The 21,620-nt window shown below is 64.7% G+C and carries 22 protein-coding genes and 1 tRNA gene; 8 read left to right on the top strand and 15 right to left on the bottom strand.

What is annotated here, in order from left to right; translation table 11 throughout:
* Positions 1-49 precede the first annotated feature (49 nt).
* The 4 genes from proB to QUW00_RS01755 all read right to left on the bottom strand — a co-directional run bounded on the left by proB (position 50) and on the right by QUW00_RS01755 (position 3,632).
* Positions 50-1,174, bottom strand: a complete 1,125-nt coding sequence (gene proB / locus QUW00_RS01770) for a glutamate 5-kinase (protein WP_289612687.1) — start codon at positions 1,172-1,174, stop codon at positions 50-52.
* A 102-nt stretch (positions 1,175-1,276) separates the two neighbouring features.
* Positions 1,277-2,788 carry a nicotinate phosphoribosyltransferase gene (locus QUW00_RS01765; protein WP_289612686.1) on the bottom strand — a complete coding sequence of 504 codons (1,512 nt, stop codon included), beginning with the start codon at positions 2,786-2,788 and terminating at the stop codon, positions 1,277-1,279.
* Positions 2,789-2,858: 70 nt separating this feature from the next.
* Positions 2,859-3,251, bottom strand: coding sequence for a hypothetical protein (locus QUW00_RS01760; RefSeq protein WP_289612685.1), 393 nt, complete (start codon positions 3,249-3,251; stop codon positions 2,859-2,861).
* 305 nt (positions 3,252-3,556) lie between these two features.
* Positions 3,557-3,632, bottom strand: a tRNA-Ala gene (locus tag QUW00_RS01755).
* A 364-nt stretch (positions 3,633-3,996) separates the two neighbouring features.
* Here QUW00_RS01755 and QUW00_RS01745 point away from each other — a divergent pair.
* Complete coding sequence (locus tag QUW00_RS01745; protein WP_354003401.1) at positions 3,997-5,514, top strand: GNAT family N-acetyltransferase; 1,518 nt, start codon at positions 3,997-3,999, stop codon at positions 5,512-5,514.
* A gap of 84 nt (positions 5,515-5,598) precedes the next feature.
* Here QUW00_RS01745 and QUW00_RS01740 read toward each other — a convergent pair whose 3' ends face one another.
* From QUW00_RS01740 to QUW00_RS01715, 5 genes are all read right to left on the bottom strand, one after another.
* Entirely contained in the window at positions 5,599-6,294 is a 696-nt protein-coding gene (locus QUW00_RS01740; RefSeq protein ID WP_289612684.1) for a YczE/YyaS/YitT family protein, read from the bottom strand.
* A complete protein-coding gene (locus tag QUW00_RS01735; protein ID WP_289612683.1) occupies positions 6,295-6,765 on the bottom strand; it encodes a MarR family winged helix-turn-helix transcriptional regulator in 471 nt (156 codons plus the stop codon).
* Positions 6,766-6,919: 154 nt separating this feature from the next.
* Positions 6,920-7,723, bottom strand: a complete 804-nt coding sequence (locus tag QUW00_RS01730) for a TIGR00730 family Rossman fold protein (protein ID WP_289612682.1) — start codon at positions 7,721-7,723, stop codon at positions 6,920-6,922.
* A gap of 120 nt (positions 7,724-7,843) precedes the next feature.
* Positions 7,844-9,286: a glutamate synthase-related protein gene (locus tag QUW00_RS01725; protein ID WP_354003400.1), complete on the bottom strand. Its 1,443-nt coding sequence runs from the start codon at positions 9,284-9,286 to the stop codon at positions 7,844-7,846.
* Positions 9,287-9,457: 171 nt separating this feature from the next.
* Positions 9,458-10,471 carry a sugar-transfer associated ATP-grasp domain-containing protein gene (locus QUW00_RS01715; RefSeq protein WP_289612681.1) on the bottom strand — a complete coding sequence of 338 codons (1,014 nt, stop codon included), beginning with the start codon at positions 10,469-10,471 and terminating at the stop codon, positions 9,458-9,460.
* Positions 10,472-10,644: 173 nt separating this feature from the next.
* On the opposite strand from QUW00_RS01715, the gene QUW00_RS01710 reads away from it, so the two are divergent.
* Positions 10,645-12,069 (top strand): DUF2252 domain-containing protein, encoded by a 1,425-nt coding sequence (locus QUW00_RS01710; protein WP_289612680.1) that lies wholly within the window; start codon positions 10,645-10,647, stop codon positions 12,067-12,069.
* A gap of 386 nt (positions 12,070-12,455) precedes the next feature.
* Here the strand turns inward: QUW00_RS01710 and tgt are convergent, their stop codons facing one another.
* Positions 12,456-13,595: a tRNA guanosine(34) transglycosylase Tgt gene (gene tgt / locus QUW00_RS01705; protein ID WP_289612679.1), complete on the bottom strand. Its 1,140-nt coding sequence runs from the start codon at positions 13,593-13,595 to the stop codon at positions 12,456-12,458.
* A gap of 255 nt (positions 13,596-13,850) precedes the next feature.
* Here tgt and QUW00_RS01700 point away from each other — a divergent pair, with 255 nt between their 5' ends.
* The 3 genes from QUW00_RS01700 (at position 13,851) to QUW00_RS01690 (ending at position 16,819) form a co-directional block, all read left to right on the top strand.
* On the top strand, positions 13,851-15,470 hold the full coding sequence (locus tag QUW00_RS01700) for a hypothetical protein (protein WP_289612678.1): 1,620 nt from the start codon (positions 13,851-13,853) through the stop codon (positions 15,468-15,470).
* Positions 15,471-15,498: 28 nt separating this feature from the next.
* Complete coding sequence (locus QUW00_RS01695; RefSeq protein ID WP_289612677.1) at positions 15,499-16,416, top strand: BadF/BadG/BcrA/BcrD ATPase family protein; 918 nt, start codon at positions 15,499-15,501, stop codon at positions 16,414-16,416.
* Between the two features lie 76 nt (positions 16,417-16,492).
* On the top strand, positions 16,493-16,819 hold the full coding sequence (locus QUW00_RS01690; protein WP_289612676.1) for a heavy metal-binding domain-containing protein: 327 nt from the start codon (positions 16,493-16,495) through the stop codon (positions 16,817-16,819).
* A 16-nt stretch (positions 16,820-16,835) separates the two neighbouring features.
* Here QUW00_RS01690 and QUW00_RS01685 read toward each other — a convergent pair whose 3' ends face one another.
* From QUW00_RS01685 to QUW00_RS01675, 3 genes are all read right to left on the bottom strand, one after another.
* Positions 16,836-18,029: an aldo/keto reductase gene (locus QUW00_RS01685; RefSeq protein ID WP_289612675.1), complete on the bottom strand. Its 1,194-nt coding sequence runs from the start codon at positions 18,027-18,029 to the stop codon at positions 16,836-16,838.
* A gap of 75 nt (positions 18,030-18,104) precedes the next feature.
* Positions 18,105-18,326, bottom strand: coding sequence for a hypothetical protein (locus QUW00_RS01680; RefSeq protein WP_289612674.1), 222 nt, complete (start codon positions 18,324-18,326; stop codon positions 18,105-18,107).
* A 119-nt stretch (positions 18,327-18,445) separates the two neighbouring features.
* Complete coding sequence (locus tag QUW00_RS01675; RefSeq protein ID WP_289612673.1) at positions 18,446-18,613, bottom strand: hypothetical protein; 168 nt, start codon at positions 18,611-18,613, stop codon at positions 18,446-18,448.
* Positions 18,614-18,749: 136 nt separating this feature from the next.
* Between QUW00_RS01675 and QUW00_RS01670 the strand changes: the two genes are divergently transcribed.
* From QUW00_RS01670 to QUW00_RS01660, 3 genes are all read left to right on the top strand, one after another.
* Entirely contained in the window at positions 18,750-19,178 is a 429-nt protein-coding gene (locus QUW00_RS01670) for an acylphosphatase (protein WP_289612672.1), read from the top strand.
* Between the two features lie 33 nt (positions 19,179-19,211).
* Entirely contained in the window at positions 19,212-19,715 is a 504-nt protein-coding gene (gene rnhA, locus QUW00_RS01665) for a ribonuclease HI (RefSeq protein ID WP_289612671.1), read from the top strand.
* Between the two features lie 102 nt (positions 19,716-19,817).
* Positions 19,818-20,225, top strand: a complete 408-nt coding sequence (locus QUW00_RS01660; protein ID WP_289612670.1) for a Fur family transcriptional regulator — start codon at positions 19,818-19,820, stop codon at positions 20,223-20,225.
* A gap of 24 nt (positions 20,226-20,249) precedes the next feature.
* Here QUW00_RS01660 and QUW00_RS01655 read toward each other — a convergent pair whose 3' ends face one another.
* Positions 20,250-20,711, bottom strand: a complete 462-nt coding sequence (locus tag QUW00_RS01655; protein WP_289612669.1) for a MarR family winged helix-turn-helix transcriptional regulator — start codon at positions 20,709-20,711, stop codon at positions 20,250-20,252.
* Between the two features lie 136 nt (positions 20,712-20,847).
* On the bottom strand, positions 20,848-21,576 hold the full coding sequence (locus QUW00_RS01650) for a B3/B4 domain-containing protein (protein WP_289612668.1): 729 nt from the start codon (positions 21,574-21,576) through the stop codon (positions 20,848-20,850).
* Between the last annotated feature and the right edge of the window lie 44 nt (positions 21,577-21,620).

Raw genomic sequence — 21,620 nt, 5'->3', positions numbered from 1 at the left:
GCCCCGGTCGATGCACGTCGACCGGGGCCGCCCGCTATTTTCGGTATGCCTAGGCGAAGACAATCAGCTCGTCACGATGGATCGCCGGCTTGCCCGCCAACGCAGAGAGCAGGCGATTCGAGGCGATCTCGTCCTGATGGCGACCGGCGGCGAGCCTGAGCTCATCGGAACCCGCCTGCGCCAGGCCGCGCGCGATGGTGAACCCGTCGGGACCGTGCACATCGAGCGTATCCCCCGCCGTAAAGTCACCCTCCACAGCCGTGATGCCCACGGGCAGCAGCGACGAGCCGCGCTTGACCAGCGCCTCGGCAGCCCCCGCATCGACCGTGACCGATCCGTGCGACGAATCGCCGAGCGCGATCCAAAGCTTGCGAGGGGCGATATCGGACCTGGTCGCCGAAGGGGCGAACAGCGTGCCCACCGCCTCTCCGAGCGCCAGTCGCACAAGCGCATCCGCCTCCGCGCCCGAACAGATGACGCTCGCGATGCCCGCGGTCATGAGGATGCGGCTCGCACGGATCTTGGTGATCATGCCGCCGGTTCCCACCGAGGTGGACGAATCACCTGCCGAGGCGACGATCGCCTCATCGATCTTGTCCACGCGAGGAATGAAACGCGCCGTGGGGTCCTCCATGGGGTTGGCCGTGTACAGGCCGTCGATATCGGACAGGGTGACGCACAAATCGGCGGAGACCAGGCAGCTCACCAGCGCCGCAAGGGTGTCGTTGTCGCCGAAGCGAATCTCGTCGACGGTGACCGTGTCGTTTTCGTTGACGATGGGCACGACGCCGAGCTCGACCAGACGGGTCAGCGTATCGCGTGCATGAAGATAGGAGGTGCGACGCGCCGTGTCGTGGCGGGTGAGCAGCACGAGCGAGGTGAGCAGGTCACGCGCTCGGAACTCCTCGTCGTAGACGGCGGACAGGACGCACTGGCCCACCGAGGCACATGCCTGAAGGCTGGGCATATCGGCAGGACGGCGCGCGAAGCCGAGAACGGGCGCCCCGCACGCGATCGCGCCGGAACTCACCACGACAAGCGACCAGCCGATAGCGTCAAGCTCGGAGGCCTGACGTGCAAGATTGGCGATGAACTCGCGGCGAAGCTCGCCGTCGGGTCCCACGAGCGTCGAGGAACCGATCTTTACCACCATGGTCTTACGTGATTGCGTCATGACTATCCTTTCGGGCGCCGCTCCCGCATCGTCCCTCAGGACGACGGACGCTCGGCGTGACCGGATAAGACCCGCACGCGCGGGCGCGATGTGCCGTTATCGTCAGATGCGCTTCCAGGGAATGGCCGCGCTGCTTGTCGCCATGCGCTCGCGTACCAGCTCGTCGCGCACGCGGGCAAGACCGGTCTCCATGCCGACCATGTACGACTGGGGGTACAGGAAGCGCTTGTACACCGGATCGAGCGAGGCGAGCGCGGTGGCGCAGCGCTGGCGCGCGTCCTCGATGGACTCGCGAGGCGCGACCGCCGAACCGTCGCGCACGACGGGAACGAGCAGCTCGTGGAAGGACAGGCCCGCCACGCTCGCGACGAGCGCCGCGTCGTTGACGGCGACGAGCGTGGTGCCCCGCTCATCGCCCTCCCCCTGCAGATATGCCTCGTCGTAAATCATGTCGCACACCGGGCTGCCGGTCTCGTCGACGTAGCGGCGCACCTGCTGGATACCGGGGATCGTGCGCTTGTAGGGCTGCTCTGAAAGCTTGAGGACCGGCGTCCAGGGCTCCTCGGCAGAAGAGCGATGCGCCGCAAGCTTGTAGACGCATCCCAGCGCCGGCTGATCGAAGCACGTGGCGAGCTTGGTGCCCACGCCGAAGCTGTCGACCGGAGCGCCCTGGTTCAACAGGGACTGAATCGTGTACTCGTCGAGGTCGTTGGACACGACGATCTTGACGTAGTCGAGCCCCTCCTCGTCAAAGCGACCGCGCACGTAGGTGGAAAGCTTCGCAAGGTCGCCCGAATCGATGCGGATGCCCGCCAGGCGCTCGCCGCGCGCCTCCATCTCCTTCGCGACGGTGATCGCGTTCTCGACGCCCTCGCGCACATCATAGGTGTCGATGAGCAGGGTGCAGTTCTTGGGGCTCGAGCTCGCGAAGGCGCGGAAGGCCTCGAGCTCGGAATCGAAGGACATGACCCAGCTGTGAGCATGGGTGCCCGAAACCGGGATGCCGTACTTGCGGCCGGCGAGAACGTTGGAGGTCGAGGCGCAGCCTGCCACATAGCTCGCGCGCGCGACGGCCATGCCGCCGTCGGGGCCCTGGGCGCGACGCAGGCCGAACTCGGCGACGGGACGCCCCTTCGCCGCTGCGACCACGCGCGCCGTCTTGGTGGCGACAAGCGTCTGGAATCCGATGATGTTGAGCAAGGCGGTCTCGAGCAGCTGGCACTCGAGGATCGACCCGGTCACGCGCACCATGGGCTCGCGCGGGAAGACGAGTTCGCCCTCCGGCACCGCGTCGATATCCACATGGGGACGGAACTGACGCAGGTAGTCCAAGAAAGCGGGGCTGAACAGGCTTCCGCCCGCCGGCGCAGAGAGGCCGGCGAGGTAGGCGATGTCCTCGTCCGTGAAGCGCATGTTCTCGACGAGCTCGGCAAGCTCGGCGGTGCCGCACATGACCGCATACTCGCTGCCGAACGGATGGTCACGGTAGAACGCCGTGAAGCACGCCTGCTCGTCCTGCTTGTCGTTTTCCCAAAGGCCCTGGGCCATCGTCAGCTCATAGAGATCGGTGAGCATGGCGATATCGGTCGGTCGCGTGGCGTCTGTCAAAGCCATAGCTACTCCTTACCGAATGGACAGGACGCCGGCATACCGGCCGGCGTCCGTACTACCAATACTGTGCGGGTTATACCATCCCGGCGTTCGAAAGGGCGATCCAGATACCGCCTCCCACCGCAACCAGCAGCACGATGGCGATGATGATCTTCTGGGCGGGGGGCATGCCGGGAATATCGTCAGGGTCGTCCGTCTTGGGCGTCATGACCATGCGCTGCCCGAACGTGAGGTTATCCGGATCGACGACGGGCGGACGTTCGTCGGCGCGCGGAGCAGGCTTGGCCACGGGCGCGGACGCAGGCGCGGGCTGCTCTGCGGCCTTCGCCTCGGCGCGCAGGGCCTCGAGCTCGGCGCGCTCGCGGCGGGCGCGCTCGGCCTGCTCGCGGGCGGCCTTCTCGGCGCGCAGGGCCTCGAGCTCGGCGCGCTCCTCATCGGTCAAGGGAGCGGTTTGCTGGTCGGCCATAATTGGCCTCCGATCGATCTCATCCGGCGGGTGCCGGGGTTATGCATATCTGCAGAAGTATACCTGTTTGACGTGGGAAAATGGGGACAGTTCCCATTTTCCCAATGTCAGATCCTGTGGTGGAGACGAAGGGAAGTCCCCGGCCGCCCGGGGCGGCCGGGGCCGCTGCGGGGGCCTCCGGCCCCCTTGCGCGCTCCGCCGGGAAATGCTCGGCGCATTTCCTCGGCTCCGCGCCCTGCGGGTTCGATTCCCCGCGCGGGCAACAAAAAGGGCGCCCACCTCGGTGGACGCCCTATCAGATCCTGTGGTGGAGACGAAGGGAATCGAACCCTCGGCCTCTGCCATGCGACGGCAGCGCTCTCCCAGCTGAGCTACGTCCCCAGGACAAGTGATTATGATAGCAAGCTCTCGTTTGCTGTCAACAGGAATCTTGTCAAAAAAGGGCCGCCCCACGCTTCACGAAAATGAACCCACCTCAACAAGGTGGGTGCCCTCATCGTCCGTTCCAGCGTCCTTAACAACGAAGGATACCTGTAGTAGGCACGACTGTGTGGGCTCCCTAAATAAACGCGACGGTTCACCCAGTTGCTCCGCGTGGGGCGGGACACCTTTATATTAGAGCCTGCCGTTCGCATTACCAGTCTTGACTTGTGTCGATGTGTGATGGAAGATGGAAGCACACGCCTGTTTTTCAGCTCTTTAAGCGCCTGACCGGCGCTTTTTTCATATGGTAAGGATGCGGAACATGATCATTCGCCTCGCCGCGCAATACGAAGCGCCCTCCGTCGTCGCCCTGTATGAATGCGTCGTAAACGCCATGCGCGATACCCCCTTCGACGCGCGCTGGGATATGGCATTCCACCCCACCGCCGATGGACTGCGCGCAGCCATCGCCGCAGGCAATCTCTTCGTCGCCACAGACGGCGAGCCCTATACGTCCCCGAGGATCTACGGCGCCTTCGTCCTCGATGACGAGCAGGATGCGGGCTACACGCAAGCCTCTTGGTCCGTCGCAGCGTCGGATGACGAGGTCGCGGTCATCCACCTGCTTGCCGTCTCCCCCACCGTCCGCGGTCTGCATATCGGCGCCGCGCTCGTGAATGCCGCCGCCCGTATCGCACGCGTGCGCGGCAAGCGCGCCATTCGCCTTGATGTCGTCGCCAACAACGACCCCGCCGTCAATCTGTACCGCAGCTGCGGTTTCGTCGACCTCGGTATCTTCACCCTCGACTACGGCGGCGGCCTTGTCATGCCCGCCCACCTCATGGAGCTTGACCTCGTTTCGACCGAAACCGTATGCGGCGCCCGCACGCTTCTGACGCCGTCGTCACCCGCCTCCTGCGAGCTATGCCCCCGCCGCTGCCATGCCCGCCGCGCCTCGGGCGAGTCGGGCGTCTGCGGAGCAACCGCTTCGCTCAAACTCGCGCGTGCCGCCTTGCACCTGTGGGAAGAGCCGCCCATCTCCGGCGATACCGGTTCGGGCACGATCTTCTTCAGCGGCTGCCCCCTCAAGTGCGTCTACTGCCAAAACCATGAGATCTCAACCGGAAACTTCGGTATCGAAGTCGACGCTGACCGCCTTTCCGAGATCATGCTCGAGCTGCAATATCAAGGCGCCCTAAACATCAACCTCGTGACGGCGACCCACTACGCGCATCTGCTGCCTGCAGCCGTCGAAGCCGCCCGGGCGCGCGGGCTCTTCGTTCCCATCGTGTACAACACAGGCGGCTACGAGCGTGAACGTGCCGTTCGCGAGCTCGAGGGCATCGTGGACGTCTGGCTCACCGACTTCAAGTACGCCGACGCCGCGCTCGCGCGCGACCTCTCGCACGTCGCGGACTACCCCGATCGCGCCGCACGTGCCCTCGCCCGGATGGTCGCACAGGTCGATCGGCGCGGCGGCATCATGTACGACGGCGACGGCACCATGCAGCAGGGCATCATCGTGCGCCACCTCGTGCTGCCAGGCCATGCGGACGACTCGTGCCGCGTGCTCGACCTCATCTGGGATATCGCAGGCGACATACCGATTTCCGTCATGAATCAGTACACGCCCAACGACGCCATGCGCGCCGCGGGCGGCGAGCTCGCGCGCGCCGTCACGGATGAGGAATACGAGCAGGTGCTCGACCATGCAGACGAACTGGGATTCACGACGATGTTCTGGCAGGAGGGCGGCGCGGTGAGCGAGAGCTTCACCCCGGCGTTCGACACCACCGGCGTGCTCGCCGCAGCGGATGGTCCGATCCTCCCCCGTCAGTAGCGCGGAGTCGGGAATGGATGACGGGATCGGTTGCCCCGTGAAGGGGCAGGATTTCCGCCCGAAGACCGCTCGCGTGTCGGACCCCTAGATGGCACCCTCAGGCGCACCCGCCTCATCGCGCGACAAGGCCGCAATGCTCTTCAGAAACGGAATGTGCCGATTGCACAGGTTCACGATGCGCCCCACGAGGAGCGCGGACACCACGGTGCCTGCGCCGAGACCCCTGACCTCACCGAAGAACACAAAGGAGCACACGAGCGCGAGCAGGGCGAGCGACACGTCGAACGCCACCTTGCAGCTGCCGAACGGCCGGCGCGTAACCGACGAGATCGCACGCACCAGGCCCTCGCCCGGCACGGTGATCACGTTGGGCGCGACCTCAACGGCGATGCCGAAGGCGAGCACCGTGCAGCCGGCGAGCAACGCTGCGGCCTGGGAGACGACGCTCGTCAGATCCAGCATATCGAGCAGCGACATGCTGACGTCGATCAGGGCGCTGAACACCACGTTGACGACCAGTTGCAGCAGCTGGATGGGCTGGAAGTCGCGGCGCAGCAGCACAATCTGGGAGCCGATGAACACGAGGTTCATCACGAAGGTGAACTCGCCGAGCGTGGGCGGGAAGGCGAGATCGAACACGTAGGCAACGCTTGTGATGGGTGAGGTGCCGAGGGCCGCCTTGGTGATAAGTGCGATGCCGAACGAGTTGATTGCCACACCGAGCACGAAAAACAGGTAGCGCAGCGCAAGGCGCCGCTTGTGTCCCACGGAGTATCCCATCTACCGATTCCCCTCCGCGCGCTCGAAATTGCCGATAACCCGAGCGAGCAGCTCCTGGAGGCGCATCCGCTCCCCATCGGACAGCCCGGCAAGGGCGACCTCATCCACCTCGTCGCCAAACGCGCACACGCGCATCGCCGCCGCACGACCGCGCTCGGTGAGGACCACCGATATGCCGCGGCGGTCGCGCGGATCCGTGCGGCGCTCGATGAGCCCGCCCTCTTCCATGCGGGCCAGCACGCTCGTCACCGTCGACTTATCCATCACGCATGCACGCGCGATCGCGCGCTGGTTGCAGCCATCATGCTCCGCCAGATATTCAAGCACCTTGGGTTGGCCCGGCATAAGCCCCTCACCGCGCGTGTGACCGAGCATCGCACGGTTGGAATGACTGAATGCCACGAGCAGCTGATGGTGGATGGTATCCACGCGACTCTCCCCCGGCACCGCGCTTCCAGCGATCTCCTCCATGCATTCCTCCAATTAGTTTGTATTGCAACTGTTCGTATACAAACTAATTGTGCTGCACGACGTTGTCAAGCGACCCCATCGATCCCAGCAGAAGAAACGGCCCCCTCGTCCACAGAACGAAGGAGCCGTTTCAGACATCGTCTATGCGGAGGGGCTACCGCTCGATTCCCGACAGAGCGACCGAAACGGCCTCCTGGACATCGTCGGTGATGTGGACGAGCTTGGGATCGAGCTTTGAGATGTAGCCCGAATCGACCATCGTCCCACCGATCCAATCGAACAGGCCCTGCCAGTAATCGACGCCCATGAGCGCCACGGGCATGCGCTTGACCTTATGGGTCTGCACGAGCGTCAGCAGCTCGAACAGCTCGTCAAGCGTGCCAAAGCCTCCGGGAAAGACGATGGCGCCCGAGGAGTACTTCACAAACATGGTCTTGCGCACGAAGAAATAGCGAAACGTCATGCCAAGATTGACCCACGGGTTGATGCCCTGCTCATGGGGAAGCTCGATGCCGAGTCCAACCGACGTCCCTCCCCCGACGGCGGCCCCTCGATTCGCGGCCTCCATGATGCCGGGGCCTCCGCCGGTGATGACCGCCACGCCGGCATGGGCGATGAGCTTTCCCGCGCGACGAGCGGCTCGATACATGGGATCGGTCCTGTGGGTTCGAGCCGACCCGAATATCGCCACGGCGGGACCGAGCTCGGCTAATGCGCCGAAACCGTCGACGAACTCCGCCTGTATGCGCATGACGCGCCAGGGATCCATATGGAGCCAGTCCGTGGAGTCCTCGCTGGCCAGCAGGTTCTCGGTTGTGGTTTGAGCGGGAATGAGCGGACCGCGCAGGATAACAGGGCCCTTGTGATACGTCGACGCGTAGGCCGTCGTCTCGCGCTCGTCTCCCCCTTCGTCATGCCCGGTCTCGTCCACTATCTCATCAAGCGTATCTTCAGCCATAAACAACTCCTGATACCGAAAAAGGTCACGTCGCACGGTAGGCGCGACGTGACCATTATTCCCCTTCTCGCGCCATCTTCAGACAAGCGCTGCGTACGGAACGTGTAAGGCCGCTGGCGGCTACGCGCGCGGAATGCCGCAGCGCTCGGCCAGGGCGGCATCGACGGTCGCGAGGTCATCCACCGTGAAGCCGGAGATACGCGTATGCCCCGTCACACGGCAGAACATGCGAAGGTCGTCGAACGTGGCGCGGTAGAAGTTCTCGACGCGACGGGCACCGCGCTCGATATCCAACCGTTTGCGCAGTTCCGGGTCTTGCGTAGCGATGCCCATGGGACATTTTCCGCTGCCGCAGATTCGATACTGCTGGCACCCGAGCGCCATAAGCGACGAGCTCGCGAGCGCCACGGCGTCAGCGCCCAGCGCGACCGCCTTGATGATATCGGAGGCGACACGGAGCCCTCCCGTGATGATGAGGCTCGCGTCGGACCCCATGGCATCCAGGCAACGGCGCGCACGGACGAGCGCATAGATGGTCGGGATCGATGACGCATCGCGCAGCATGACCGGCGAGGCGCCGGTAGCTCCCCCGCGGCCGTCGATGGTGATGAAGTCGGCACCCGCCTCGACGGCGGCAGCCACGTCCCGCTCGATATGGCCGGCGGCGAGCTTGATGCCGATCGGCGCCCCCTCGCTCCGTTCGCGCAGCTCGTCGACGAGGGCGGCGAGATCGGCCGGCGTCTCGACACCCGGTATGGTCGAGGGCGAGATGATGTCCTCCCCCACGCGCCGTCCCCTGATGCGCGCGATCTCCTCGGTCACCTTCTCGCCGGGCAGATGGCCGCCCATGCCGGGCTTGGTACCCTGACCGATTTTGATCTCGACCGCTGACGCTGCACGGAGGTTCTCGTCGGTCACCGAATAGCGCAGCGGGGCGAACTCGAAGATGTAACCGGAACGCGCCGCGGCGAGCTCCTCGGGCAGCACGCCCCCCTCGCCCGAGCAGGTCGCCGTCCCCGCCGCCGCGGCACCGCGAGCAAGGGCGACCTTCGCCTCGCGGGAGAGCGCCCCGAACGACATGTGGGACACGAACGCAGGGCCTCCCAGCACAAGCGGTCGGTCTGCGGCAGGTCCGATCGTGCAGGAGATATCGACCTCGGAATCGTCGGCAAGCGGCATAGGATCGAGCTGGGCGCCGAGCACCAAGATATCATCCCAGCTTGGCAGCGGCAACGTGGTCGCCATGGCACCGTCGGGCAACGAACCGTGCTCGGCAAGACGGTGAACCGTGTCCATATGACGCACAGAGGGGTCGCTGCGACGCAGCTCGGCGGGGATCCCGAGGTCGTCGGATGCGGCAAGCGGCTCATCGGTCGTCGAAGCAGTCCCTGTGGGCTCTAAGGCCGCCTTCATGTCGACCGGCGTCACCCCGTCATCCGATACGAGGTAGAACTCGGCTGCCGGAACGCCGCACATGGGGCAGCGCTCCAAATCGGAGAACGGAGTCCCTTCCGCCTCCTCGTCGAAAACCCATCCGCACATGGGGCACCGGTACTTGGCCATGGCGCCTCCCTCCCTCGTCAGGTTGACGTTGGAGCCATCGTATCAAAGGGCGGGAGCACCCACGGACGCACGGCGGCAGACGGGGCAAACGAAGCGCCACATGGAAAACCGCCCTTCGCATGGTCCGTAGACGATGCGAAGGGCGGCACGTGCGCAATCGAGCGACAAAGACTACAGGCCCTTGAGGTACTTTTGGAACTCGGGCTTGAAGCCGATATGGTCGGGAGCCTGCGAGGGCATCTGCGGGAAGGCGTCGTGTCCGGGAAGGTTGTTGGCCTCGATGAACAGCGGTCCGTCCTCGGTGATGGCGACGTCCCAGCCGACGTACCCCATCTGGGGGATCTTCTTGGCGGCCTCGAGGCACAGCGCCATGACGCTGTCCCACAGGGGAATCTGGTAGCCGGTGAGCAGCGTGCCGGTCCTCGGATGGCGCTCGTAGACATGGTAGTTCTTGTCGCAGGCAGGACCGGCGATCTTGCCGGTCTCAAGATCGACCACCGAGTACATGCCGCCCGCGTTGATGTTGTCCACGGGACGGTCGGAGTTGCCCATGCGGATGCAGGCATAGATCACATGGGGCTCGCCGTCGGCCAGAATGGTGTAGACGCGGATCGTGTTGACGGACCCCGGATTGATGGCAGCCATGTCGGGATGCTGGATGACCACGTCCTCTACAAGGTCGATGCCCGCACGTTTCAGGTGGTCGTACATGTCGTCGAGCGAATCGAAATCGGCACGGGAGAGCTTTTCGACGCCCTGGCCGCACGACGCGTCACTCGGCTTCGCGATGATCTGGTCCCTGCCCTCCATGAAGCGGATGAAATCCTCCTTGGAGCTCTGGGAGAAGTGGAGCCACTCGCGATGCAGGTACTCGCCGAATACGGTATAGAACTCGTTTTTGTTGTCGACGATGTGGTAGTAGGACGGATCGTTGAGCATGCGCACGATCGTGTTGTTCACGCCGCGCGTGACGAAGGTGGCGCGGTGCGCATCGTCCATGTTGTAGAACTCGAGCAGGTCATAGTCCTTGTAGCCGGCACCGAACTTGAAGCCGCACTTGACCACGTCGAAGAAGAGCCACACGCGGTTCTTGCCGCTCTTCTCGTGAACGCGGCCGACGGTATCGAACAGCGCGCCGTAATCCATATGCGCAATGCAGCGGAAGATATATCCGAGACGGCCCATGGGTCTATGCCTCCATACGGTCGATTATCGCTAACTGGTTGAGTATACCGCAGGTAGGAAATGCCATCGGGCGCAAGAGCGCATTCGCGGCACCCCTCCACATCGACCTCAGCCGTCAACGTGCATGCGTGTGCCACAATAGGAACGACGCTACGAACCGTGAAGGAGACGCCGTGCCTAAACCCACCCCCGACCGCCGCCAGCGCGGAGGCGACCTTTCCCGTCGCGAGCGCGGACGCGCCGCCCGCAGCGCATGTCCGCGGTCGGCACATGGCAGCTGGACCGTCCGCGAGGGACGCGAGGAGGTCATCGCGCTGCTGGAAGAGCAGTCTCGCACGCGCGTCCAGGAACTGATCGGCCTTCGCTACGCGCGCATGGGAGTCTCGCCCTTCACCTTCTATCGCGGAAGCGCCCTCATCATGGCGCACGACCTTGCGGCCACGCCGTGCACGGGCATCGAGGTGCAATGCGTGGGAGATGCCCACATCGCCAACTTTGGCATCTTCTCGAGCCCTACCCGACACCTGGTCTTTGATATCAACGACTTCGACGAGACCGCGCCCGGCCCGTGGGAATGGGACATCAAGCGCCTCGTCGCGAGCGTCGAGATCTGCGGGCGCGACCGCGGCTTCAAGGCGAGCGCCCGGGAGCGCGCGGTGCGAGCATGCGCCAAGGCGTACCGCAAGAACATGAACCGATTCGCCCAGATGAGCGAGCTGGACATCTGGTATGCGCATCTCGACGTCGAGCAGACGATCGAGGGCTTCGAGGACGAACTCGACGGCAAGCAGAGCAAGACGCTCAGGCGCGCCGTCGAGAAAGCCCGCACGAAGGACAACGTACGCGCGGCGGACAAGCTCGCCTATCGCGACGCCGACGGCAGCGCGCGGTTTCGCTGCGTGCCACCCGAACTCGTGCCCTTGCGCGAGCTCGGGTCGTTTGAGGGAATCGAGGCCGACGAGCTGGGACGGCGCATCGGCGCGCTGTACGCGAGCTACATCGACAGCCTCTCGTACGACAAGCGCTGCCTGGTCAACCGCTACCACCCCGACGACATCGCGCGCAAGGTCGTGGGCGTGGGCAGCGTGGGCACGCGCGCTTGGGTGGCGCTCATGCACGGCAAGGACGAGGACGACCCGCTCGTGCTCCAGATGAAGGAGGCGAGCACCTCGGTCGTCGAGCGCGTCTATCGCGCGGCGCCCTTTGCAACCCAAGGCGAGCGCGTGGTGCAGGGCCAGCGGCTCATCCAATCGACAAGCGATATCCTGCTCGGCTGGACGAGCATCGAGCGGCCCGGCGGCGGCACGCGCGACTACTATGTCCGCCAGCTGTGGAACGGCAAGGGCTCGATCGATCTGGAGAACATCGGCGAGGAGGGTCTTGCCAGCACGGCAAGGCTGTGCGCCTGGGCGCTCGCCCACGCGCACGCGCGCACCGGAGACGGTGTGGCCATCGCGGCCTATCTGGGCGACAGCGATGCCTTCGACGACGCCCTGTGGGAGTTCGCGCAGGCGTACGCCGACCAGAACGAGGCAGACTACAAGCTGTTTTGCGCCAAGATCGAGCGCGGCGAGCTCCCCTGCTCGAAGCTCGCATAGCTGCGTACTCGGTACCTGCCCCAAACCCGCTAGCGGCAGACCGGCGCCCCTTTGTTGCAGATTTTTCCCGGTTGTGTACGGGTGATTTTGGAAGCCCCGCAAAACAGCACTCATTTGGAGCGTGGCGACTGGAGTAATAGCAGGTCACAAGCTGTCCGTTTGTGCCGTTTTGCTGCGCTCGAAATATCGCACGTACACAACACGGAAAAATCTGCAAAAGTCCGGTCGTCTTTTGACGCCGGCGCCTCTCTGTCCTAGATATGAGCGGAACCTGCCCGTTCGCACATCGATGAGCACGCAAATGGCCCCACGGGTGTCGAGATGGCTCGACACCCGTGGGGCCTCAGCATCGAAAGCGGCGGCGCCCGCCGATAGTGATTATGTGTTTAGTAGTCCTTCGCGGCGGGGCTGTCCATCCACGCACGTTGGAACTCGGCGTAGCGGCCTTCGATGATCGCTGTGCGCGCCTGACGCATAAGGTCGAGCAGGAAGTAGATGTTGTGCATGGACAGCAGGATGCCGCCGAGCATCTCCTTCTGCGTGACCATATGGCGGATGAGCGCACGGCTGTAGCCGCCCGTGCACACCGGACAGGTGCACTGCGGATCGATGGGGCCGGCGTCGCGGGCGAAGCGCGCGTTGCGGAAGTTCAGGCGCCCCTCGTGGGAAAACGCCGTACCCATGCGACCGGTGCGCGTGGGCAGCACGCAGTCGAACATGTCGACGCCGATGCCGACGGCGCGCACGAGCGTCGTGGGGTTGCCCACGCCCATGAGGTAGCGGGGCTTATGGCGCGGCATGTGCTCGGACACGAGCGGGGTCAGCGACTCGAACATCGTCTCGTGGTCCTCGCCCACCGAGTAGCCGCCGATGCCGTATCCCGGGAAGTCTCCGCACTCCTCCAGATGGCGCAGGCTGCGCAGACGCAAATCGAGGTGCATGCCGCCCTGCACGATGCCGAACAGCGCCTGGTCGGGGCGGGTGTGCGCCGCGTAGCAGCGCTCGGCCCACATGCTGGAGAGCTCGACCGCGCGCTCCACGTAGGCGCGCGTGGCCGGGTAACCCGGGCACTGATCGAGCTGCATGCAGATGTCGGAGCCCAGTTTCTGGGCGATGGCCATGTTGTCCTCAGGCGTCCAGAACACATGGCTGCCGTCGTAGTCGGTCGCGATGAAGCGGACACCCTCGTCGGTGAGCTTGACGGCGTCGTTGTGGGAGAAGACCTGGAAGCCGCCCGAATCGGTGAGAATCGGCCCATGCCAATTCATGAAGGTGTGGAGCCCGCCGAGCTCGTCGATGAGGTCGGCGCCCGGGCGCATGGCCAAGTGATACGTGTTGGCGAGTACGATCTGCGCGCCCAGGCCCTTCACGGTCTCGGTCGGGATGCCCTTCACGTTGGCCTTCGTGCCCACCGGCATGAAAATCGGCGTCTCGATGTCGCCATGCGGCGTGTGCAGGATGCCCGCACGGGCATGCGTGGCGGGGTCCTCGGCGACGATGTCGTAGGTGAAGAGCTTCTGGTCCATGGGCTCGCGTCCTTTGCGCTCAGGTCGTGTTCACGAGCACCCAGTATAACGGCGTACGGGATCGGTCGCGAGAAAAGCGTAAAAGCCCAGCGAAGTCGGCATGCATGGGGTGCTTTTGCACGTACGGGGAAACGTGCGTATAGAAAAACATAGCCGCCCCCGTCCGCGGGGGCCTTCGTCCCCGCGAGGGTATATCATGGGACCGTGAACGCAAGCGCGCGGTCGTGCACCGCGCGCATGAGAATAGGAGCCGCCATGAGCGACGAGCAGAACATCAAAGACCCTAAGATCGTGGACGAGAGCGACGTTGTGGAGCCCGAGGCGCAGGCGCCTGTTCCCACCGACATCGACCCCGCTTCCGACGAGGCCGGCATGGCTTCGGCGGACGAGGTCGAGCCGGACGGGCTGCAAGGCGAGGTCGAGCCGGACGCAACGGCAGAGAAAGCCCTCGACGAGCCCGGCGTCTCCGATAGCACCCCACAGGGGGCAGAAGACGCCGCGGCGACCGAAGCGTTCGGGACGATCCCGAGCTTTTTGACGCACGATGGGAGCGGCGATTTCGGTGACGACCCCGATCCGCTACCGGAGGGGTTCGAAGTCATCGACGGCGGGGCGTCCCCGTCCCCCGAGCCGATCGAGATCGCCGACGACCGCGACGTCCCCGAGACACAGCGCCTGGACGACATCAAGGCGGCCGGCGAGAACTTCTCGCACGCGGCGGCAGAAGCTGCGAGCAACGTGAGCGCATTCCTCACCCAGGGCGCCCGCGCGGTCCGCGAGATGAGCGCCGCCAAGCGCGCGCACGCCGAAGCGCGCGGACAGCTCGACGAGCTCGACCGGCGCATCGCCGACCAGGCGCGCGAACTCGAGCAGCGCATCGACATCACCTGCAGGTTCGACCAGATCGTCGCCGAGCAGAATGCGCGCAAGAGCAGCGCCCAGGCTTCCGTCAAGGCGGCCCGGGCACTCCAGAAGACCATCCAAGAGCAGATCGACGCCCTGAAGGCCCAACTCGAAAAGATGAAGGAGGCCGACGCCGCGACCGAAAAGCAGCTCAAGTCCGCCCTTGAGGCGGCCGAGGGCCGCGAGGAGGACGCCCGCGAGGCCGCGACGCGCCTGAAGCGCCGCCTGGCCGACGCCCAAAATGCCCTCGAGAAAGCGGAGGCCTCGTCGAAAGAGCGCATCGAGGCGGCCGAGCACGCGGTCGCAGACGCCGAAAGCAAGCTTGCCTCCCTGCGTGAGGAGTATGCCGAGATCCAGCGCAACCCCTCTGCCAACTCCGCCGCCTACAGCGTGCGCGACACCGAGCTTGCCGTCGAGATCTCAGACGTGACCGAGCAGCTGCGCCGCGCGAAAGACGAGCTTCCCCGCGTGACCGCCGACGCACAGGCGACGCTCGCCGCCGCCCAGACGGCGGTGCGCGAGACCGAGAAGCCCATCGCCGACGCCAAGGAATCCTTCCGCTCCATCACCGATGCGACCGCCGAGGCGCGCGACGCGCTCGACGCCGCCCGCAAAGACGCCGCCGCTCGCCAAAAGGAACTCAAGGGCAAAATCTCCGAGCAGGAGAAGGACCTGAAGGAGCAGCAGCGCGTCGAGGCGGAAGCGGCAAAGGACGCCGAGGACGCCGACCGCACGATCGCCGAGGCAACCGACATCCACGACCACCCCGAGATCACCGAGCGCATCGCCGCGGCATGCGAAGCCGATCGCGCCGAGCGCGAGGAGCAGGCCCAGCAGGTCCAGTCGCTCGCCGAAGTCGAGGCGAACGTGCGTGAGCGCACCCGCTCGTCGCGCCTGAAGTTCATCGCGGCAATCGTCGGCGTGTCCGTCGTCATCCTGCTCATCGTCATCCTCTGGTTCACGCTGTCCTAACCTCGCCTCCGGGCACAGGAGCTGATGCATGCGCTGGCTGGGCATCGACGGTGGGGGCACGAAGACCGCCTTCTCCGTCTACGACGAACATCTGAACCGCCTCGATCGGCTGGTGCTCCCCACCTGTCACTACGCGCAGGCAGGGATAGAGGGGGCCGCCGATATCCTGCGCCGCGGCGTCTCATGGGCGCGCGAGAACGGTCTTGCCGGGACTCAGTTCGGCATCGGCTTTTCCATCTGCGGATACGGCGAGAATCCCGAAGCCGACGAGGCGCTGGCGCGCTGTGCCGCCAGCTTGGCTGACGGATGCCCCTACGTCGTCGTCAACGATGTCGAGGCCGCATGGGCCGCGGGCCTTGCGATGGCCGACGGCATCGCCCTGATCTCGGGAACCGGCTCCATCGCGCTGGGCGTACGCGGCGAGCGGCAGCTGCGCTGCGGAGGATGGGATTACGAGATCGGCGACGAAGGCAGTGCCGGCTGGATGGGAAAAGAGCTCCTGCGCGCCTTCACGCGCCAATGCGACGGCCGCGATCCGCGCGGTCCGCTCTACGATATCGTCCGACGCGAGCTCGCCTTAAGCGACGACTACGAGATCATCCCCTTCGCACAGGCCTCCATGGGACAGCGGGGCACCATCGCCGCGCTCTGCCCCCTCGTCACGCAGGCGGCGCGCGCCGGCGATACGAGCGCACTCGACATCTTTGCCCGCGCCGCGCGGGAGGAGGCGGATATGGTGCGCGCCATCGCGGACGCCCTGTTCGCCGATGGTGTCCTCGACCCGATTCCCGTCACCTATGTCGGCGGGACCTTCAACGCCAAAGAGCTTATCCTGCGCCCCCTCGCGGCGGCGCTCCCCTCCTCCTGCCAACTGGTTGCACCCCGGCGCGAGCCGGATTTGGGACCCGTGCTCATCCTTCGCTCCCAGCTGGACCGCATGGCGTAGCACGCCGGTGGGTACGATGGTTCCGAGGCGCCACATGGCACCCGCATCGTCCCGTCAAGGCGCAAAAGGAGCGAACATGATCGTCACGACCACCCCCTCTGTCGACGGCTACCGTATCACCGGGTACTACGGCATCGTGTTCGGCGAGGTCATCACCGGCATCGACTTCATCAAGGACCTCGGTGCGAGCCTGCGCAACATCGTCGGCGGCCGCAGCAAGGGATACGAGGACGAGCTCATCGAGGCGCGTCGGGAAGCGCTCGCCGAAATCGAGCAGCGCGCCGCCGAGATGGGCGCTCACGCCGTGGTGGGAGTCGACGTCGACTACGAGGTGCTCGGCCAGGGCGGCATGCTCATGGTGAGCGCGAGCGGCACCGCCGTCACCCTCGAGGCGATTCGCTGACGATGTTAAAAAATCCCTAGGGTCTTTTTACCTGCACCAAGTGCTTGAGGACGGCGTTGATGGGGCCGGGTTGGAACCTTCGCCGCACGTCGGCCATGCGCGCCGGGATGTCGATATGCTGCGGGCAATGGCGAGCGCACGCCCCGCATGACACGCAGTTGCTCGCCAAGCGCGGCGTAGCCGTCCGCACCGCACTCGCCGTGAAATACTGCTGCATGCCGGTGAACCATCCATGGGCGAAGCTCGCGTTGTAAGCCGCGAAGCACCCCGGGATGTTGATGCCGTGCGGGCAGGGCATGCAGTAGTTGCAGCCCGTGCACGGCACGCGATTCGCCCGCTCGAAGAGCTCGACGACACGGGCGATCGTCGCAAGCTGCTTCTCGGTCATCGTATTCGGAAGGGCGCGCTCGGAGATGTCGGCGTTGGCGTCGACCATTTCAGGGGAGCTCATGCCCGACAGCACCATGGTCACCTCGGGATGGTTCCACACCCAGCTTAATCCCCAGTCGGCAGGAGTTGCCAGCCCCTGCTCCCCTGCCTGCGCGAGCAGACGCGCCGCGGACGCGGGCAGCTTGTCGGCAAGGCGCCCGCCCAGCAGCGGCTCCATGACAAACACCGCCATGCCGCGGGCCGCCGCCGCATGCAACCCTGCCGTACCCGCCTGGTATCGCTCGTTGACGTAGTTGTATTGAATCTGGCAGAAATCCCAATCGTACGCATCGAGCAGCACTGGAAAATCATCCGTGCTGCCATGAAACGAGAACCCGATCGCCCCGATCGCGCCGCTCGCCTTCTTGCGCGCGATCCAGTCCTCGATCCCCAAGGCGCGAACGCGTTCCCATTGCGCCGGGCTCGTGATGTTGTGCATCAGGTAGTAGTCGATGTGGTCCGTGCGCAGACGGCGCAGCTGTTCGTCGAAAAACCTATCGAAGTCCTCAGCGCGCTTGCAGGACGCGTGCGGCAGCTTGGTCGCCAGAAAGACGCGATCGCGCACGCCGGCCTGCGAGAGCGCAGCGCCGACCGCCGACTCGTTGCCGGGATAGAGATACGCGGTATCCAGATAGTTGATGCCTCGCTCAACCGCACGCTCGATAATCGCCCGCGCCGCGCGCGGATCGGGTTTGCCGAGCGCGAACCCGGGAAAGCGCATGCACCCCAAGCCAAGCGCGGAGATGCGATTGCCGGATTTCGGATCTATGCGAACCTGCATGAAGACTCCTGATACGCGGGGACACCGAAGCCCATTGTAGCGCCGCCCCGACCGTGCACCCCGCCGCGCGCAGCGCTATGCTACAGCCTCTTGAATCTTGGCGATCAGGTCCGCCTTCGAGGACGCGACCACGAGCTTGCCGTCGATGCGCGCGAACACGCGCTCGCCCCTCTCCGATTTCTTGACGCAGGCGTGGACGCAACCTTCCTTCCAGGCATCTTTGGGGATGATACCTTTCAGGTCTTTCGCCTTGATTCCCGTGCACTTCTTGCATATCTTGACGACTGGCTTTCCCATGTCTTCCCCTTCTCGGCTCTAATTGCTACCGAGATTGTTACATATGGCGAACCGATCGAATGTCTCCAAACGACCCACCACGCAGCCTCCATACGGGACGCCGGCCTTCTCAGTGCGCATCAGGAGCGCTCGCGATACCACCGGACAAACGCGGCGATCGCCAGGGCCGCGAACACGATGGGCAGCAAGCGCAGAGCGCCGACGAGCACCGTCCCCACAAAGGATAGGACAAGTGAGATGACCGCTGCGATGACCAGCAGGATCGCGATATAGATCAAAAACTCCATGCGTCTCCCGTCAAGAAAGCCTTTCAGCTGCATTATGCCTGAAAAACGTCGAGCGGGCCACGGCGGGCCGCGCCCGCGTCAGATGGCGACGATGCGCTACACTGGCTCATACCACCATCGCGGAAGGAGCGAGGCCATGGGGATGTTCGACAGATTCGTGTCGGGAAGCCGGCGAGGTGGCGGCGAGCAGGCACGTCGCAGCCCCGTCGAGCTCCAGCTGATCGAGCGCTTGCAGAACGCCATAGCCGAGCACCCCGAAAACACCCCTCGGCTCCGCCTCCGCTTGCATTTCGGCGGGCGCGTCCAGGGCGTCGGATTTCGTTGGACGAACCAGGGGCTCGCGCGCGAGCGCGGGCTCTCCGGATGGGTCATGAACCAATCCGACGGCTCGGTCGATATGGAGATACAGGGAACGCCCCAGCAGATCGTGATGCACCTCGACCGACTCCATGCATACTACCTCGGCTTTAACAACAATATCTGGCTGGAGGACGAGCGCGAGATATCGTCCGTGCCCGATGAGCGAACATTCGAGGTGCGTTTTGAAACCGGCCTCGACCTATAATGGTGCGACCGCGCTCGCATCCTGTCCGCGCGCATGAAAGGATCGCACGTGAACGTCACCATATACACTGACGGCGCCGCTCGCGGCAACCCCGGCCCGGGGGGCTATGGAGCCGTGCTGCGCTACACCGCACCGTCCGGCAAGGAGCACGTGCTCGAGCTCTCGCGCGGCTATGAGCGGACGACCAACAACCGCATGGAGCTCATGGGCGTCATCGCAGCGCTCGAGGTCCTGAACCGCCCCTGCTCCGTCGAGCTGCACTCCGATTCCCAATACGTGGTCAATGCGTTCAACAAGCACTGGATCGAGGGATGGATCAAGCGCGGCTGGAAGACCGCCGGCAAGAAGCCCGTCAAAAATCCCGACCTCTGGAAACGCCTCCTCAAGGCGATGGAGCCCCATGACGTGCGCTTCATCTGGGTCAAGGGCCATGCCGGACACACGTTCAACGAGCGGTGCGACCAGCTCGCCACGACGGCGGCCGACAACGGGCCGTTGCACTGCGACACGGGGTTCAACGAAAGCGACGCAGACTGAGCGCGGCGTATCCATTCTGTGGACGACGCGCGTTATCTTGATTCCCCATCTCTCTTCTGGTGAAATGCTGTTAGTAACCGTTCACGATAAGGGAGGCGGCTCATGTCTGTTCAGCGCAGAAACACCAAACAGCGAGCCCTCATCCTCGACGCTGTCCGCAATCGTTGCGACCATCCGACCGCAGAGGATATCTATCTGGATGTCCGCCACCGCGACGAGCGGATCAGCCGCGCCACGGTCTACCGCAATCTGCGCCTTCTTGAGCAGACCCATGCGATCACCTGCGTCAAAGCCCCCGGTGGCGACCGCTTCGATCTTCGCCTCGATGCCCACTGCCACGTGGTCTGCATCGAGTGCGGCACGGTCATCGACGCGACGGTGCCCTACGACAAGGCCGCGGACCAATCGGTCGCGCAGGCGACCGGCTTTACCATCACCTCGCACAGCACCATCTTCGAGGGCGTGTGCCCCGCGTGCCAGGCACGCGGCCAGGTGAAAGCCGCCAACTAGGCGCGCCGCACGGCGATACCGCACCTAGTCCGCTGAATTGTCGCGCGATATCCTCTTGAGCTTCTCGTATATGACGTTGAGCGAGCGATACATCTGGACGCGCTGAATATCGCCCAGTTCCTCGCCTGTTTCCTGCACGACGGCGCGAATGATCTCGTTGGCCTCGGCGGTCACGGTACGGCCGCGCTCGGTCAGGCGCACCGGTGCGCGATAGCGAGAGCCGGTACCCTGCTCATCCTGCACCTCGACGTACCCCTCGCTCTCGAGGCGCGCGAGGGTGCGCGACACGGCGGCGCGGGTGACATCGGCCTCGCGCGCAAGCTCGGACCCAGTCAGTCCCTCCTCATGTTGCCCCAGGTAGTACAGGCACATGATGTCCGAACCCTTGAGGCCGAGCTTGGTCGCCTCGACCGTCTTGATGCGCTGAATCTCTTTGGAAATGAGTGTGATGAGCCCGACGAAATCCTCGAACCGCGACGCCTCCACAGCGCTCACCTCTCATTCTGCGTAATGTTGACTCGTCAACATTACTATATACCACGTCGCCGCGGTCTCAGCCACTTCAAGACCGAGACCGCGGCGCAATTCCGCAGCCACGTGGCCGAAAGCGAAGCGGTTTACGCTAGGGCTCGATGATGACCTCGCGATGCTGGGCATCCACGACCTGCTTCGCCTCGATGGCGGCGCCCAGATAGCGCTCCACGGACTCGGCGAGCTCATCGATGGCGGCAGAGAGCTCCTCAACCCGGTCGGGCTCGACGCACTCGATAATCAAAAACGCGTTGCGCGAGTCATCCGTCAGGGCCGTGCGCACGCCGTCGCGCCAGTTCCAGCACCGGCACACCGCGCCTGCGTCATCGAGATAGCACAGCTCGCCGGGAAGGGTCGGGTCGTCGTGCTCGTCGGAACCGAGCGGCAAGAAGGCGTCCCCGCCCTGCGTGACCGTCAGGTGCAGGTCGCCCTGGAAGGCATCGATGTCCTCGCCGCCCACGGGCAGGGCGTAGGTGAGCGAGACGGCATTGTAGATATCGACCGACGGGGTGATGGGGCCTACGGGGTTTCCCTTGAGCACGCGCTTGAGCAGATTCTCAATCGAGCAGCGGGCGCCCTTCTTCGTCTTGAACTTGCGATAGGCCTCGCGCCAGGCCTTCACCGGCGCGTTCTCAGAGATGGTATCGCTCGTCAGGTGGCGTTCCGCCATCATGTTGGCGCGAACGAGCAAGCGCTCGAGCTCGGCTTTGTCCTCATCGGAAACCTCGTCGGCGCGCTTCATGCCGCGCGCGACAACGACGCCGATCGCGGCATCGGGAAACAGCTCCCAAAACGAATCGTCGGTCACGAACTTCTTCATAGCAAATGCCTCCCTATCGAAAAAGCGCCCACTGCCGGCCACCT

Origin of the sequence: Collinsella tanakaei (assembly GCF_030373545.1) — a bacterium.
Taxonomy (GTDB): Bacteria; Actinomycetota; Coriobacteriia; order Coriobacteriales; family Coriobacteriaceae; genus Collinsella; species Collinsella tanakaei_C.
This window is presented reverse-complemented; position numbering and strand designations above follow the sequence as displayed.